This is a genomic window from Alphaproteobacteria bacterium, assembly GCA_030739735.1.
Taxonomy (GTDB): Bacteria; Pseudomonadota; Alphaproteobacteria; order UBA7887; family UBA7887; genus UBA7887.
The window spans coordinates 31,972-47,268 of the sequence record JASLYQ010000013.1; the positions used below are offsets into that span (position 1 = coordinate 31,972).

The 15,297-nt window shown below is 62.6% G+C and carries 14 protein-coding genes; 7 read left to right on the top strand and 7 right to left on the bottom strand.

The window, feature by feature from the left end; all coding sequences use genetic code 11:
• Window positions 1-16: 16 nt before the first annotated feature.
• From QF629_07980 to QF629_08010, 7 genes are all read right to left on the bottom strand, one after another.
• Window positions 17-931: a hydroxymethylglutaryl-CoA lyase gene (locus QF629_07980; protein ID MDP6013464.1), complete on the bottom strand. Its 915-nt coding sequence runs from the start codon at window positions 929-931 to the stop codon at window positions 17-19.
• 3 nt (window positions 932-934) lie between these two features.
• Complete coding sequence (locus tag QF629_07985; protein ID MDP6013465.1) at window positions 935-2,980, bottom strand: biotin carboxylase N-terminal domain-containing protein; 2,046 nt, start codon at window positions 2,978-2,980, stop codon at window positions 935-937.
• A 65-nt stretch (window positions 2,981-3,045) separates the two neighbouring features.
• Entirely contained in the window at window positions 3,046-3,411 is a 366-nt protein-coding gene (locus tag QF629_07990) for an ion channel (protein ID MDP6013466.1), read from the bottom strand.
• A gap of 12 nt (window positions 3,412-3,423) precedes the next feature.
• Window positions 3,424-4,215 carry an enoyl-CoA hydratase/isomerase family protein gene (locus tag QF629_07995; GenBank protein MDP6013467.1) on the bottom strand — a complete coding sequence of 264 codons (792 nt, stop codon included), beginning with the start codon at window positions 4,213-4,215 and terminating at the stop codon, window positions 3,424-3,426.
• Window positions 4,216-4,219: 4 nt separating this feature from the next.
• Complete coding sequence (locus QF629_08000; GenBank protein MDP6013468.1) at window positions 4,220-5,827, bottom strand: carboxyl transferase domain-containing protein; 1,608 nt, start codon at window positions 5,825-5,827, stop codon at window positions 4,220-4,222.
• Window positions 5,824-6,660: an amidohydrolase family protein gene (locus QF629_08005; GenBank protein ID MDP6013469.1), complete on the bottom strand. Its 837-nt coding sequence runs from the start codon at window positions 6,658-6,660 to the stop codon at window positions 5,824-5,826. Before QF629_08005 ends, QF629_08000 begins: the two co-directional genes overlap by 4 nt.
• Window positions 6,657-7,505 (bottom strand): amidohydrolase family protein, encoded by an 849-nt coding sequence (locus QF629_08010; protein MDP6013470.1) that lies wholly within the window; start codon window positions 7,503-7,505, stop codon window positions 6,657-6,659. Before QF629_08010 ends, QF629_08005 begins: the two co-directional genes overlap by 4 nt.
• 93 nt (window positions 7,506-7,598) lie before the next feature.
• Here QF629_08010 and QF629_08015 point away from each other — a divergent pair, with 93 nt between their 5' ends.
• The 7 genes from QF629_08015 (at window position 7,599) to QF629_08045 (ending at window position 15,274) form a co-directional block, all read left to right on the top strand.
• Window positions 7,599-8,789, top strand: a complete 1,191-nt coding sequence (locus QF629_08015) for a CoA transferase (protein ID MDP6013471.1) — start codon at window positions 7,599-7,601, stop codon at window positions 8,787-8,789.
• Between the two features lie 111 nt (window positions 8,790-8,900).
• On the top strand, window positions 8,901-9,806 hold the full coding sequence (locus tag QF629_08020) for a sugar phosphate isomerase/epimerase family protein (protein MDP6013472.1): 906 nt from the start codon (window positions 8,901-8,903) through the stop codon (window positions 9,804-9,806).
• A complete protein-coding gene (locus QF629_08025; GenBank protein ID MDP6013473.1) occupies window positions 9,803-11,302 on the top strand; it encodes an FAD-dependent oxidoreductase in 1,500 nt (499 codons plus the stop codon). Before QF629_08020 ends, QF629_08025 begins: the two co-directional genes overlap by 4 nt.
• Window positions 11,303-11,518: 216 nt before the next feature.
• The gene (locus tag QF629_08030) at window positions 11,519-12,238 is read left to right on the top strand and encodes an SDR family NAD(P)-dependent oxidoreductase (protein ID MDP6013474.1); all 720 of its coding nucleotides are present in this window, start codon (window positions 11,519-11,521) and stop codon (window positions 12,236-12,238) included.
• Window positions 12,239-12,307: 69 nt separating this feature from the next.
• Window positions 12,308-13,141, top strand: coding sequence for a phytanoyl-CoA dioxygenase family protein (locus QF629_08035; GenBank protein MDP6013475.1), 834 nt, complete (start codon window positions 12,308-12,310; stop codon window positions 13,139-13,141).
• 32 nt (window positions 13,142-13,173) lie between these two features.
• Window positions 13,174-14,241 carry a TRAP transporter substrate-binding protein gene (locus tag QF629_08040; GenBank protein MDP6013476.1) on the top strand — a complete coding sequence of 356 codons (1,068 nt, stop codon included), beginning with the start codon at window positions 13,174-13,176 and terminating at the stop codon, window positions 14,239-14,241.
• Between the two features lie 13 nt (window positions 14,242-14,254).
• Window positions 14,255-15,274, top strand: a complete 1,020-nt coding sequence (locus QF629_08045; GenBank protein ID MDP6013477.1) for a TRAP transporter substrate-binding protein — start codon at window positions 14,255-14,257, stop codon at window positions 15,272-15,274.
• The last annotated feature ends 23 nt before the right edge of the window (window positions 15,275-15,297 follow it).

A 15,297-nucleotide genomic window follows, 5' to 3' on the forward strand; every position in this document is an offset into this window, starting at 1 on the left:
AATAAGGGTCCCTGCATTAAGCGGCAAGGCCCAGCTTGGCTCCGAGAGCCTGGGCGACGCGGCCGTTGGGGCGGCGACCGAGTATACCGAAGAGCCACCACGAGGTGCGGGTCACGGCCTCCAGGTCGATGCCAGTCTCGATACCCATACCGGCGAGCATGTAGAGCACGTCTTCCGTGGCCACATTGCCCTTCGCGCCCTTAGCATAGGGACAGCCACCAAGGCCACCAAGGCTCGAATCGATGACAGCGACGCCGCAGTCGAGCGCGGTGGCGAGATTGGCTAGCGCCTGGCCGTAGGTATCGTGGAAATGCGCCGCTAGGCGTCCGACTGGCACTTGCGCGGCTACTGTCTCGATAAGCGCTTTCGCCTGCAGGGGCGTGCCGAAGCCGACAGTGTCGCCGAGCGAGATCTCGTAGCATCCCATGGCATCGAGCGTCCGGGCAAGCTCTGCCACGGTAGCCGGGTCGACATCGCCTTCGTAAGGGCAGCCGAGCACGCAGGATATATAGCCACGGACACGAATGCCGTCGGCCTTTGCGGTGGCGACGATCGGTTCGGCCCGCGCCAGGCTCTCGGCGATACTGCAGTTTGTGTTCTTTTGCGAGAAGGTCTCGGAGGCAGCGCTGAAGACGCAGACCGTATCCGCCTGCGCCGCCCGCGCATCTTCGTAGCCCCGCATATTGGGGGTGAGCACCGGATAGCTGACGCCATCGTGGCGAGCGATGCCCGCCATGACTTGCGCGTTGTCGGCCATGCGCGGCACCCATTTAGGCGAGACGAAGCTCGTCGATTCAATGGCGCCGAGGCCGCAGACGGTAAGGCGGTCGATGAGCGCGACCTTAAGCGCAGTATCGACCTCGTGCGGCTCGTTTTGCAGGCCGTCACGCGGGCCCACCTCGAACATCGTCACGGCGGTCGGCAGCGCCATGGCTCAAGCGCTTCCCTCGGCGACGAAATCGACCAGTACCTCGCCCTCGCTGACCCAATCGCCAAGGGCAAAGTTGACGTGCTCGACATAGCCGGCCGCAGGCGCGGCAATGGTGTGCTCCATCTTCATCGCTTCAAGGATCATCAAGGGCGTGCCGCGCTCGACCTTAGCGCCGTCTTCAGCCAGCACGCGCACGATACGCCCGGGCATGGGCGCGGTCAGCCAGCCGCTCTCGCCTTCGTCAGCGACGCTAGCGGCGAGAGGCTCATCGAGTCCAAAATGCCACGTGGATTCCTGCACGCTGATAGTGATGTGCTCACCCCCAGACGGCAAGGTCTCGCAAAATGTGGTGGCGTTGACGGCGATGCCCGCGACGGTCGCCCGCAGCCTACCGTCAGCGCTCAAGGAGCCATCCGCTTCGACCTCACCATCCGGCAGATCGAGCCAGAGAGGATGCGGACCCCCACGCACGCCGATCGCGACCGGCGCGCCATTATCGATCAAAGTGATGGTGTCGTGCGCTTCGTCGTTGAGGCGCCAGCCGTCCGCCGTGTCCCAGGGCGAGTGAGGGTCGCCAGAATGCACCGCGGCATTGGCGGCAGTTCGACGCCGTCCGAGCAACACGCTGAGCGCGGCCAAAGCTAGCGCCAGAGCCGGCGCCGGTGCTGGCAGAGGTATTAGGTCTTCCCTATGACGCTCAATGAAGCCGGTGTCGATCTCGTTCATGTCATAGGCGGGATGGCGTAGAATCGCGCCGAGAAAGGCTAAATTAGTAGTGGTGCCTCCGATTTGTGTCGCCGACAGTGCCGTCGAAAGCGCGCGCACTGCTTCGGCTCTGTCGCGGCCCCAGGATATGAGCTTAGCAATCATCGGATCATAGTGGGGACTTACGCTGTCACCTTCAACGACACCACAATCCACACGCGCCGCGACCCGCGTGCCAGCAGGGATACTGCCGGGCTCCACCGGCAGACGCAGACGCGACAAGGTGCCGGTGACCGGCAGAAAGTCCTGCGCCGGATCCTCAGCATAAAGTCGCGCCTCGACCGCATGGCCGTAAAGCGGGATCGATTCCTGAGGCAATGGCAGCGCCTCGCCAGCAGCGACCCTGAACTGCCATTCGACCAGATCGAGCCCGGTAATCATCTCGGTCACCGGATGCTCGACCTGCAGGCGCGTGTTCATCTCCATGAAGTAGTAGGTACCTTCGTGATCGACGATGAATTCGACCGTCCCGGCACCGACATAGCCGATGGCCTGCGCCGCGGCGATCGCGGTCTCCCCAAGCTCCGCCCGCAAGGCCGGGGAAACAGCGGGCGACGGCGCCTCCTCGATGACCTTCTGATGACGCCGCTGTACCGAGCAGTCGCGCTCGTAAAGGTGCACGGCGTTGCCACGGGTGTCGGTAAAGACCTGCACCTCGATATGGCGGGGGCGCTGCACCAACTTTTCGATCAGCACCCGATCGTCACCGAAAGCCGACTGCGCTTCGCGCCGCGCCGCGGCAATGGCCTCGGTCAGGTCGAGTTCGCGCTCTGCGACGCGGATACCGCGCCCGCCACCACCGGCCACCGCCTTGACCATGATAGGAAAGCCGATCAGCCGAGCCTGTGTGGTCACGACCTTCAGGTCGCGGTTGTCGTCGTGATAGCCGGGCACCACGGGCACCTCAGCATCTTGCATGATGCGCCTTGCCTGATCCTTGGCCCCCATAGCGCGGATGGCCTCAGCCGGTGGACCGACGAAGGCAATATCAGCGGCCGCGCAAGCCTCCGCAAGGGCCGGGTTCTCCGACAGAAAGCCGTAGCCAGGATGAATCGCCTGGGCGCCGGAATGCCGTGCCACCTCGACGATGGTATGGACCCGCAAATAGCTGTCTGCTGCCGCAGCGGCACCGATGGGATAGGCCTCGTCGGCGAGCCGCACGTGCAACGCGTCCACGTCCACCTCGGAATAGACCGCGACCGTGCGGATTCCCAGCCGCCGAGCGGTGTCGATAATACGGCAGGCGATCTCGCCGCGATTAGCAATCAAAACTCTATCGAACACGTATCACTTCCACTCACCTACCCAACGCCGCTTGTGTTCATGTTGGAGATGGTAGCGAGCATAGCTCATGATCTCGTAGAAGCGGAACAAGCAACAACAGTGCGCCGATGATGATCCTCACGCTGGCCAGCGCTCGCACCAGGGCCCATAGGCGTGATGTCACAATAGCCCACCGTGCGCGCGCTGATGAGAGAGAAATATAGGACTTCGGAAAAGGTGATCGTGTCTGGGTCGCCTGCCACCAGTAATTGAAACTCGCCGAGGACACCCTCGACGATACGGTAGAGCGCGGCGAAGACGATGACATGGAGAGAATAGAAGATGAGGAAGGCGAGGCAGAAGGCAATCTCCGTCACAGAAAATGCGCCCAGCAGGATCATCGCGACGATGAGCACGATGCCGACGATACGTCGGCGACCCGTATAGGCCACGCAAGGTTTCCCCTATCCCTGTTCGGGCCAGACGGGTTTGCGTTTCTCCAGAAAGGCAGCGATGCCCTCGCGGCCATCGGCGCTGGCGCGCGCTTCGGCAATGCGCTGCGCCGTGTCCTTGATCACCGCCCGATCTGTCGGCCGGTCGCTGACTGCATCAATCAAGTCTTTCGAGGCGGCCATGGCGGCAGGACTATTCTTAAGTAGACGCGTTATCATGGCGTCAGCCGCCGCTTCTAGCTCGCCATCGGCCACCACCTCGTGCACTAGGCCGAGGACGCGTGCGGTCGCCGGGTCGATGCGCTCGGCGCTAAGGAAGTAGCGTCGCGCCTGGCGAGCACCAATGGCGCGCACAACATAGGGGCTAATCACGGCAGGGATGAGCCCGAGCTTCACCTCGGACAGCATGAAGGCGGCGGCCTCGCTAGCGATAACGATATCACAAGCAGCGACGAGGCCAACGCCACCGCCATAGGCGGGGCCCTGGATGACACCGACAACCGGCTTCGGCATAGAGGCCAAGCGCCCCAACATCTCGCCGAAGCGCAGCGCATCGATGCTGTTCTCGGCAAAATCGTAGTCCGCCGTGCGCTTCATCCAGTTAAGGTCGGCACCGGCAGAGAAACTCTTGCCGTTGCCCGCCATTACCACCACACGAACCGCAGCGTTGCAGGCCAGCGAATCGATGGCCTCGTCGAGTGCGTTGATGAGGTCCTCGTTGAACGCGTTGTGCACCTCGGGCCGATTGAGGGTGATGCGGCCAACGCCGAGCCTATCGTAGGTCAGCAGCAGGGAATCGGTCATCGCATCACATCCTGAAGACGCCGAAGCGAGGCTCCGGTATCGGCGCGTTGAGGGTTGCCGAAAGCGCCAGCGTCAGAACCCGGCGGGTCTCAGCCGGGTCTATCACGCCATCATCCCAAAGGCGCGCACTGGCGTAATAGGGGTGGCCCTGGTGCTCATACTGTTTGAGGATCGGCGCCTTGAAGGCGGCTTCGTCGTCGGCGCTCCAGCTTTCGCCGCGTTTCTCGATGCCATCACGGCGCACCGTCGCGAGCACGGTAGCCGCTTGCTCGCCGCCCATCACCGAGATGCGCGCCGTCGGCCACATCCACATCATGCGCGGGCTGTAGGCACGGCCGCACATGCCATAATTTCCGGCGCCAAAGCTGCCGCCGATGATCACCGTGAGCTTAGGTACCTGTGCGCAAGCCACAGCAGTGACGAGCTTGGCGCCATCCTTGGCGATACCGCCGGACTCGTACTTCTGCCCCACCATGAATCCGGCAGTGTTCTGCAAAAAGACGAGCGGAATGCCTCGCTGGCAGCAGAGCTCAATGAAGTGGGCACCCTTGAGCGCCGATTCCGAGAACAAGATGCCGTTATTGGCGACGATGCCGACGGGATAGCCACCGAGCCGAGCGAAGCCTGTGACTAGTGTGGTACCGTAAAGCGGCTTGAACTCGTCGAGCTCGCTGGCATCGACCAAACGGGCGATGACTTCGCGTACGTCGTAAGGCTGGCGCAGATCCCCCGGCAACAGCCCGTATATCTCACCCGGATCGTGCAGCGGCTCGCGCGGCTTAGCCATATCGAGCGCGACTCGCTTGGACCGGTTCAGATGGCCAACCAGGCGGCGGGTGATGGCGAGCGCGTGGCGGTCGTTCTGAGCGTAATGGTCGGCGACACCCGAGATGCGCGTATGAACGTCAGCGCCGCCCAGTTCCTCGGCGCTGACCACCTCGCCGGTCGCTGCTTTAACCAATGGCGGGCCACCGAGGAATATAGTGCCCTGCTCGCGTACGATGACAGCCTCGTCAGACATCGCCGGCACATAGGCGCCACCCGCCGTGCAGCTACCCATCACCACCGCGATCTGCGGAATGCCTTCGGCCGACATGGTGGCCTGATTGAAGAAGATGCGCCCAAAATGCTCACGATCGGGAAATACCTCATCCTGCTTGGGCAGATAGGCGCCGCCGGAATCGACGAGGTAGAGGCATGGCAGGCGGTTCTCGCGAGCAATTTCCTGAGCCCTCAGGTGTTTCTTCACCGTCATCGGGAAGTAGGTGCCGCCCTTAACCGTGGCGTCGTTGGCGACAACCACACATTCACGCCCGCGGATGCGGCCTATACCGGTAACGACGCCGGCTGACGGCGCCTGGTCGTCGTACATGCTGTGTGCCGCGAGCTGCGAAAGCTCCAAGAACGGGGAACTGGGATCAAGCAACAGGCGCACCCGGTCGCGCGGCAGCAACTTGCCGCGACCGAGATGTCGCTCGCGGGCACTTTCACCGCCGCCTAGCTTGGCCTTGGTTACTTCGGCGCGCAGGTCCTCGACCAGAGCCACGACGCGCGCGGCGTTCTCCTGGTATCGCGGTGCGCGCGTATCGAGCGCTGTCTGCAAAGTAGTCATAGGCCGTATATACGCACCGCGTTATCGTGGAATATGCTCCGGCGCTCGCTCTCCGATAGGTGAGTGGTGAGCTGTTGCGCCGCGTCGTACCACGCTTCATACCCGATTACGCGCCCGGAGACAGGCCAATTGCTGGTCCAAATCACCCGCTGCGCACCGAAACGCTCCAAGACGTGCGCCACGTAAGGCGCGAGCCGGTCGATGGACCATTCCGGTTCCGTGCTCACCGACGTGACAATGGACAGCTTGATGGAAACATTGGCGAGATCGGCGAAGGGATCGAGCCGCGCCCGCCAGGCGTCGAAGCCATCTTCCGTGATGTCGGGCTTGCCGATGTGGTTGAGCACGATCGTCGTCTGCGGTGCCTGCCGCGCTGCGGCCAGCGCGCCAGCAAGCTGGAAATGATGGGCATTGATATCGCAGACCTGCCCGAACTCGGCCAGAAGTTGGGCGCCGCGGATGAAGTTGGGTTGGGCCCAAACATGCGGATCGGCGACATGATGCACCGTGCGCCGTACGCCCTTGACTAGAGAGTGACCCCTGAGCACCGTGAGCTTGTCGCGCGCGTTGTCGGCTTCGATCGGAGCGGCGGCGATGATGCCGCGTAAGACCGGATGCGCGGCCGCGACGCTCTCGAGGAATTCGACTTCCGGCTCACCGTCGCTAACATCGGTATCGGCCTGCACAGCGATAGCGGCCGTTACCGGCACGCCGCCATGGGCCGAGGCGTATTCTTCCCAGTCGTAGTCTTCCGCAAATAGCTCACCCAGCAAACCGGGTTGGTGCAGGACCGCGCCACGCCATACGTGGAAATGGGCGTCAACCACGCTCATCGCTCAAGCCCGTAGATCGTCGCGGCAGTGTCATGGAAGATCTGCCGGCGGGCAGCGTCAGGCAAATGTGCGGTCATGGACTGCGCCGCAGCAAGCCAGTCGCCATATGGCGTGACCAGGGCCGCGACAGGCCAGTTGCTCGCCCACATCATGCGCTCGGGCCCAAACTCTGCGAGCAGGTGGGAGACGAAAGGCGCCACAGAGGATTCCGTCCAGGTGTTGTCATCGGGCATTTGCACCACGACGGAAAGCTTGACGAAGACATGGGGTAGAGCCGCCAGCCGGCTCATATTTTCGCGCCAGGGATCGAGTTTGCCGCCTTGCACATCAGGCTTGCCGAGATGATTAATGACGATAGTGGTGTCGGGACAGGCGCGGGCCATGGCGATCACGCTCTCGAGCTGCCAGTGGCGGGCGCAGATGTCGCAGATTACACCGCGTCGCCCAAGTAGGCGCACGCCGGCAATGAAGTCCTCGCGCCGGCAAAAGGCGTCGTCAGCCTCGTGTTGCGTGTTGCGTCGGATGCCGCACACCAGGGGATGCCGTGACAAACGGTCGATATGAGCGACGAGATCGGGGCCTTCCACGGGCGCGAAAGCGACAATGCCGCTGAGCTCGGGATGCTCGGCGGCAGCACGCTCGAAGAACTCCACCTCCGGTTCGCCGTCCCCCGGGTTCTGATCCACCTGCACGGCCACAGCGCCGGCCAACGCTATTTCCCCGCGCGCCGCCGCATAGTCCTGCCAGCCGATTTCGCCCGCGAAACGCGGATGCGCGACGATCCCCGGCTCGCGCATATCGCTCACGCGCCATAGGTGGAAATGGGAGTCGATCAACGGTTCCATGGCGTGCAGTGTAGCAACAGCGGCGCGTGCTTGACAGACTGCGCCCGTCCCGGTCTTGTCGGCGGCTCAAGTACGACACGAGGGATGGACGGCATGACGGACTTCGGCGCGGGGCCACTCGACGGCATTCGCATTATCGACATCACCAACGTGATCATGGGGCCGTTCGCTACCCATATTCTCGCGGACATGGGTGCGGACGTGATCAAGATCGAGGCGCCCGAGGGCGACCTGATGCGCAACCTTAAGCCGTACCGCAATGCCGGCATGGGCGGCGCCTTTCTGCAGCTACATCGCAATAAGCGCGGCGTAATGCTGGATCTCAAACACGAACCGGCGCTGGCGGCACTCAAGCGCTTGATTCCCACTGCCGATGTCTTCGTGCATGCACTGCGCCCAAAGGCCATCGACCGTCTCGGTCTCGACTACGAGTCGGTGTCAGCGCTTAGACCGGACATCGTCTATTGCGGCGCCTACGGCTTCAGCAAGGACGGTCCCTATGCTGACAAGGCAGCATATGACGACGTCATCCAAGCGGGTTCAGGCCTCGCCGCTTTGCACGGAAAGCGCTATGGTGAGCCTAATTACGCACCGACAGTAGTCTGCGATAAATTAGCTGGACAGGCGATCGCCTATTCTATTCTCGCCGGCTTGTTGCAGCTTGAGCGCGGCGGTGGCGGCCAGGCCATAGAAGTGCCGATGTTCGAGACCGCAATCGAGTTTCTTACGCCCGAGCACTATGCCGGTGCCGTGTTCGAGCCGCCACTGTCCGAGTTCGGCTATCCGCGCGTACTGGCGAAGAACCGCAAGCCCTTTCCCACGGCAGACGGCTATTGCTGCATCATGCCCTATTCGGACGCCAACTGGCGCGATTTCGTGGATTTTATCGGCCAACCCGAACTGAAGGACGATCCACGACTGGAATCGGTGACCACGCGCGGATTGAACGTGGATTTTCTCTACGGCCTGATCGCCGAGGCTGCGCCCAAGCACTCGACCGCGGAATGGGTCCAGTTCTGCGATCGTTCGAGTATTCCCAGCATGCCCGTGCTCGCCTTCGAGGACTTACGCGACAACGAGCACGTGAAGGCGGTTGGACTGTTCGAGACCGTCGAGCATCCCAGCGAGGGTCGCCATCAGATGGTGCGCCGGCCGGTGAACTTCGGCAAGGCGCCCTTCGCGCTGCGTCGCCACGCTCCGCGTCTCGGTGAACACACCCGCGAGGTGCTGGCCGAAGCTGGCCTTTCCGAAGCAGAGATCGAGATGGCGACCGGCGAAAGCTAATCAGGCTTTAAGCCACCAGTCCCGGACGGCCGCGGCGACAAGGTCCGGCGAGCATCAAACACGCCGTCTCTATGCTCGGCGCCAATCGTCGCATGCTTGCAGACGATATCGATGCGGCGCGATAGCCCACTCGCCTTTTTTCCGTTTGCGCGCTACTACGATCCCCTGTGGATTTTCTGGGAGAGCGTCTTGCCAGCCACGCGTCCGTTCGGGGTCAATACCTACTCCTATACGCTCGGCCATAGTGCCGCCGACTGTCTGACGCGGCTGGCCGACCAAGGTACGACCAGCGTAGAGTTGATGATGTATCCTGGGCACGCTTGGCCGTGCGAGATGGGCGCAGTGGCGCGGCGCTCTCTGGCGGCTCTGGTGGCGAGCCACAGCCTGCAGATCCGCACCCTCAACATGCCCAATATCGACGTCAATCTGACGGCGGCGAACGATGGTATGCGCACCCTCAGCGTCGCCCATCTAGTGCGTGTGATCGCACTTGCCGGCGACCTCGGTGTGCCCGGCGTGGTGATCGGGCCGGGTAAGCCAAATCCACTCCTGCCGGCGCCACAAGACCAGCTCATAGGCTGGTTCCAGGCGGCGTTAGACGTGCTTCTGCCGGCAGCCGAAGCGGCCGGCACACGGTTGCTGGCCGAGAACATGCCGTTCGCCTTTTTGCCCGATGCCAAGCGCCTCATGGAGGCCATCACACCCTATCGCGAGGTCGGTGTAGTCTACGATGTGGCCAACGCCGTATTCATCGGCGAAGACGTGCGCGAGGGGCTGCGCCACGTCCAGAACCGCCTGGAATTGGTGCATCTCTCCGACACGCCGCGCAAAGTCTACCGCCACGATCCCGTCGGCGGAGGGGCCGTGGATTTCACGGCCTTTGCCGAGGGGTTGGTCGAGATCGGCTATGCCGGCGAGGCTATGTTGGAGATTATTTCACCCGAGCCCGATCGTGAAATCAGCGACAGCATCACACGCCTGCTAGCCATGCCGGCATGGCAGGAGTGGTTGGCATGAGTATGGACGAGATCTTCGATGTCATCGTCGTCGGCGGCGGCGGCAGTGGGCTTGCAGCAGCGTTGTCGGCGCGCGAGGCTGGACGCAGCGTCGTGCTGCTGGAAAAGAACCCGGCGCTCGGCGGCACCACGGGGCTTTCTATCGGCTCGATCACCGCGACCGCCACGCCGCACCAGATCGCGGCGGGTATCAAGGATCGGCCGCAAGATCATTTCTCCGACATGCCAAAGTTCGCACCAGGGCTCGAAAACCGGGACAATCTCGCCCTGCGCCGCCTACTGACAGAGAACGTGCCAGAGACCTTTCGCTGGCTATGCGATCTCGGTTTAGTGTTCTACGGACCCATGCCCGAGCCACCGCACAAGAAACCGCGCATGCACAACGTGCTGCCCAACTCGCGCGCTTACATTCACGTGCTGGGTGGGCATGCGGCGCACCGTGGTGTCGATATTCGCACCGATGCCAGGGCCTGGGAGTTGCTGCGCGAGGGAGAGCGTGTAGTTGGTGTCCGCGCCGAGATCGCCGACCAGGGGGTCCGCCTCGGCGCGCGCGGCGGCGTCGTGCTGGCGAGCGGCGATTATGCAGCAAGCGCCGAGCTCAAGGCGCGCTTCATGTCGCCTGAGGCCGCCGCCGTCGATCCCATCAACCCAAGCAACACGGGCGACGGCCAGAGCATGGCCATGGACCTTGGCGGGCGTGTACTCAATGGTGACCTGACCTTGGGGCCAGAGATCCGCTTCGTACCGCCGCCCCAGGACAGCTTCGTTCGCCGTCTGCCGCCCTGGCGCTGGCTGGCGCGGTTCATGGCCTGGTCGATGGATCACGTGCCGGCCGTTCTGTTGCGGCCCTTCATGATGAGCTTCGTGACCACCCATTTGGCGGCCGACCCTTCTCTCTTCCGGGAAGGGGCGGTGTTGGTTGACGCGCGCGGTGAGCGCTTCACCGACGAGCTAGCCGAGCCCGCCTTCGACCTGCCGTCGCGCCCCGACAAAATTGGTTACATCTTGTTTGATAGACGCGTGGCCAAGAAATTTTCCAAATGGCCGCATTTCATCTCAACGGCGCCCGGCATCGCCTATGCCTATCTCCCCGACTATAAGCGCAACCGTAAAGACGTCTACCACCGCGCCCGCAGCCTCAACCAGCTGGCCAAAGTACTTGGCATGACGACAGACGTGCTCAAGGCAAATATCGAGGAATACAATAGTTCCCTAACCGGAGACCGCCAACCTATCACCAAGCCGCCCTTCGTGGCGCTCGGCCCTGTCAAAAGCTCGATCATCATCGTCGAGGGTGGCGTGGCCGTCGACGAGCGCCTACGCGTGCTCGCCGACGATACGCCCATCCCCGGCCTTTTCGGCGCCGGCTCCGCGGGCCAGGGTGGCCTGCTACTCGAAGGCCACGGCCACCACCTAGGCTGGGCCTTCACCTCAGGCCGCCTAGCCGGACGAAATGCGGCCTACGAAGTGACAACAGCAGATACCGTCAAAACCTAATCGCGTGGGCGGCATAGAGCGCCCCGCACCCACAAACAGACACAGCATGACGTTGCCGGCGATCATTTGCCCCGCGGGCTGGACCGATTGGCGCTTTTGCTCATGTCCGGCAGCCTTGTTGGGGAGGGGTTTAACAAAAGTGTAGAAACCGCGCACCGGCGGGTCAATCGCCACCCGTCTGCTATAACCGTTCGCGAACGCAGGAGGAGACGACGGATGACGAACAGCATACTGGTTCTGGGTGTCGGGCCGAGCAACGGGCTCGGTGCTGCAATCGCACGGCGTTTTGCGCGAGAGGGCTATCATACTTTTATTGTCGGGCGCGATGGTGAGCGCCTCGGCCGGGTAGCGGCAGAATGCGGCGAGACCGTCACCGCGCTACCGGGTGATGCCACCGATCGTGACGCCGTGGCGCGGATCTTCGATGCGGTCGAGGCCGAGGCCGGCGTGCCAACTGTGGTCGCCTACAACGCGGGCAACAACCGCCGTATCCCCTTCTTCGATCTTGACGAGGCCACCTTCACAAATTTCTGGCGTACCTGCTGCCTCGGCGGCTTTCTGGTCGGCCAGGAGGCGGCACGGCGCATGCTGACGCGGGGCTCTGGCACGATCACCTTCACCGGCGCCTCGGCCAGCCGCCGCGGCCGGCCTGGCTTTGCCCATTTTGCAGCCGGAAAGGCCGCCATCAAGGCGGTGGCCGAGGCCATGGCGCGCGAATTCGGCCCGCAAGGCCTGCACGTCGCGCATGTGATCATCGATGGCGGCATCAACGGTGAACGCCTGCTGAGCCGAGTTCCCGAGATGGCCAAGGAGCGCGGCGAAGACGGTCTGCTCGGTATTGAGCACATTGCCGAGACCTTCTGGCAGCTGCACGCCCAGCACCCCAGCGCCTGGACCTTCGAGACCGAGTTGAGGCCGTACAAGGAGCGCTTTTAGGCAGGTGCTGGCATTCAACTTCGGCGATGGTCTATCATGCGCCCGGACAAACGACGAGGAAAGACAGGGATGGGCAAGAGCCTGACTGCAGCGCAGATCGCCGGCTACGAGCACGACGGCTATGTCGCGCCGATCCGCATTATGAGCGAAGACGCGGCGGCCGAGATTCGCGCCAGACTGTTGGCGGCAGAGGCAACGCAAGGCGGGCCGATGGCCGGTGCACTGCGTTTCAAGCCGCACATTCTCTACACCTTTCTCGACGATTTGGTGCGCGATGAGGGCCTTCTCGACGCGGTAGAGGACGTGCTCGGACCCAACATCCTGTGCTGGGCCTCGGCGTTTTTTACCAAAGAAGCGCACGACCCCAGCTTCGTATCCTGGCACCAGGATTCGACCTATTGGGGGCTGAGCACGCCGGAGGTGACGACGGCATGGGTGGCGCTAAGTTCGAGCACACCAGAGAACGGTTGCATGCGCGTCATACCGGGTAGCCACACCGCCGAACAAATCAGCCATACAGACACCCACCACGAAAACAATATGCTGAGCCGCGGCCAAGTGATCGACACCGAGATCGATGAGAGCAGGGCGGTCAATATTGTGCTTAGGCCCGGCGAGATGTCACTGCACCACGTGCGCCTGATCCACGGCTCTGAGGCCAACCACTCCGATGGCCGCCGCATCGGCTTCGCTATCCGCTACATTCCGACGCACCTACATCAAGTCAATGGGCCGCACGATGCCGCAGGCCTAGTGCGCGGCGATGACGAGTATGGCAATTTTGAGATCGAGCCGAGCCCGCGCACGGATCTTGATCCCAAAGCGGTAGCTTATCATGCCCGCAGCGCTGAGTTGCACGGTCAGTTGCTCTATCAGGGGACCGAACGGCAGCCGTACTCATGAGTTGAGCGGCAGCGTCAAGGGGGGATTAAGCGATGTCAGGCCGCGTAGGATGGCTTCTGACTGGCGGCGTAGCAGCGCTCGTGATCATCGCTGCGGTGCTTTTCCGCGACGAGATCAGCGCGCCAACCAGCGAGCAGAAGGGCGCCCAAGAGACAGCCGAATATCGCTGGAAGATGCAGTCTCTGTGGCAAGCGGGGTCAATCAACCAGACGGTCTTCGAAGATTTCTGCGACCGCGTTACCGAAATTACCGGCGGCCGGCTCGTCATCGAGCCGCTGCCGGTGGGCAGTGTTGTTGGCTACAACGAGACCCTCGACGCGGTCGCCGCCGGCGTGCTCGACGCCCAACACGGCGGCACAGGTTATTTTGCCGGTAAGGACCCCGCCTTCGGCATCATCGGCGATATCAACGGCGGCTATGAGCATGTGCGCCAGCTCACCATGTGGTTTGAATATGGCGGCGGCAAAGAACTGGCCCGCGAGCTATTCTCTGCCTATGGATTATATTACATTGGCGGTGTTTCCTGGGGTCACGAATCGATTCCGGCCAAGAAAGCAATCCGCAAGATTGCTGACTTTTCTGGCGTCAAAATTCGCGCACCAGAGGGCATGTCGCAAGTCATATTCAAGCGTATCGGCGCCGCTCCCGTAAACATTCCCGGTGCCGAAGTCTACACCGCGCTTGATCGGGGCGTCGTTGAGGCCGCCGACTGGGGCACCCTCGGCATGAACGACGATCTGGGCTTTCACGCTATCGCTCCTTATCCCATCTATCCTGGGTTCCATTCCGCGCCGATAGCGGACGTGGCGGTCAATATGGAGCGCTGGAACGAGCTGCCGAACGACATCAAGGCGTTGGTCGAAATGGCGGTACGCGACTTCAATCGCGACATGATCGAACGTATCGGAATACAAGACGCGGCGGTGGCAGCAGCGGCAGCTGAGAAGGGCATCGAGCTAGTCGCCTGGAGTGCCGAGGAGCGGCGCAAATTTCGTGAGGTGGCGTCTGGCGTCTGGGCCGAATATGCGGCGCAAAGCCCGATGGCTCAGCGCATTTATGAATCTCACATGGCGTTTCTCGCGCGTCTCGGTTTGCTGTAAGGGAGCGAGAGACATGCGAAAACCCAAAAGGCTTGTTGCCGCCGTCTCCATGCTACTGGCCGCGACACCTGCCCAGGCGGCGGATGTCGAATGGACTTGGCAAGCGTCGACCTCGGCCGGCGAGATCGCCTTCGTCATCACCAAGGAATTCACCGATTCCATCGAGATGCTGACGGACGGGCGCCTCGCCGTGCGCCTGGTGCCTGTGGGCTCGGTGGTACAATACAATGAGACACTGGATGCGGTCGGCACCGGCCTGCTCGACGGCCATATCACGGCGACAGTGTACTTTTCCGGTAAAGATCCGGCTTTTGCGCTTCTCGGCGACCTCATCGCGGCCTACGAGCATCCGGAGCAAGTGTTCATGTTCCTGCGCCACGGTGGCGGCGATGCCTTACTGCGCGAGCTGATGGCACCCTATGGCGTGCATTACATCGGCGGCTCGGCGACTGGGAAGGAGGCGTTCGTCTCCAAAATTCCGATCCGCCGCGTCGACGATTTCGCCGGCGTCAAGCTGCGCGCACCCGAAGGCATGGCCCAGGACATTTTCGAGCGCATCGGCGCGGCGCCCGTTAATCTTCCAGCGGCGGAAGTTTATACGGCGGTAGAGCGCGGCGTCGTCGATGCGGCCGATTGGGCGACTTATTCCATGAACCACCAGCTCGGGTTTCATGCCATCGCCCGCTACCCGATCTATCCCGGCATCCACTCCATGCCAGTGATCGACATCTCGGTGAACGCAGAGAAGTGGAATGCGTTACCGGACGACCTCAAGGCTATTCTGGAAATGGGAGTGCGCGACTTTGCGGGTGACGTCACGCGCCGGCTGGAGCTGCAGGACCTTGCCGACGTTGCCGCCGACCGCGCTAAGGGAATCGAGGTGGTCGACTGGCCAAAGGCTGAGCGAGACCGCATGCGTGAGATCGCCGTCGAAATCTGGCAGGATTGGGCGGGGCGCAGCAAGATGGCACGGCGCGCCTACGAAGCGCAAACCGCGTTCCTGCGCGCCATCGGGCTGTTGGCTACGGAATAGCGCACTCGTATGGCACGTCTCTT